Genomic DNA, 1,148 nt, shown 5'->3' on the forward strand with positions numbered 1-1,148 from the left:
AGCTTGAGATTTGAGGTCTACAAGATCTTTTGTGGCGTGGTGGTGTGATCGCCTGACAACGGGCACGGCCACCTGGCATTCTTCGGATCTGTTCTAAGGAATCGAAGAAAGGTCGGGTGGCCGTGGGTCTTATGGTGCCACGTGCGCGGGATGCGGTCGAGACGCGGGGCGCGGCGGGGGCCGGGCATGAGCAGCTGCGGCGGCTGCGCGCCGGGATATACGGGTGTTTCACGCGGCGGGCCGATGCGTTGTTCGAGCTGTGCGACGCGCTGCTGTGCGCGCCGGGGCCGGTGTCCTCGCCGGTGGAGCTCTCGTTGGAGCCGGAGTTCCGCCGGGGGCACGCGATGGTCTACGACGCGCTGGCTCAGGGCCGGGTCGATGGCGCGCGGCTGCGCCGGGTGCTGGTCGGGGCGCTGCCGGCGGCCCGGGCGGGTGAGCCGTTGATGTTCGGGGTGGATGTCACCCCGATCCCGCGTGCGGGCGCCCGGTATGTGGATGGTTTGTCGATGGTGGTGGTGCGCGGGGCGGGCGGGGACCGGTTGCTGCCCGGGTGGCCGCTCAGCGTGCTGGTGGGACTCTCGTGGGGTGCCTCGTCGTGGGTGGATGCGTTGGAGGCGCGTCGCATCGAGCCGGGGGTGGACCATACCGGGGTGTTGATCGCGCAGGCCGAGGCGCTACTGGATGATCTTTCGGCTACCGGGCGGTGGCGGGCGGGGGATGTGCCGCCGCTGGTGATCTTCGATTCGGGGTATCCCGCCGCGCTGGTCGCCCACGCGCTGGAGGGCCGCGCGGTGCAGGTGCTGGGGCGGGTGCGCGCGGACCGGGTGTTCTACCACCGGGCCCCGGCCCCGGTGCCCGGGGCCGGGCGCCCGCCGCGGCACGGGGCGCGTTTCGAGTGCGCGCGCCCGGCGAGCCTGCCGGAGCCCGAGGAGCGCATCGAGGCGCACGCCGAGCGGTACGGGCGGGTGAGGGTGCAGGCGTGGCACGGCCTGCACCAGGCCCTGGCGCGCACCGGGGCGTGGGCCGGGTACCCGGCCGGGCGGGACCTGCCGATCCTCGAGGGCAGCGTGATCCGGATCACCGTCGAGCGTTTGGCGCACCAGGGGGCGCCCAAGCCGCTGTGGCTCTGGCACCGTGCCCCGCCCGGC

1 protein-coding gene is annotated in these 1,148 nt (G+C 73.2%); it reads left to right on the forward strand.

Translation table 11 applies throughout. The features are described from left to right. Positions 1-116: 116 nt before the first annotated feature. Positions 117-1,148: transposase (locus KGA66_RS29150; RefSeq protein WP_211472838.1), on the forward strand; the 1,032-nt coding region annotated here is incomplete at its 3' end.

This window comes from Actinocrinis puniceicyclus (assembly GCF_018283645.1).
In the GTDB taxonomy this organism is placed as follows: domain Bacteria; phylum Actinomycetota; class Actinomycetes; order Streptomycetales; family Catenulisporaceae; genus Actinocrinis; species Actinocrinis puniceicyclus.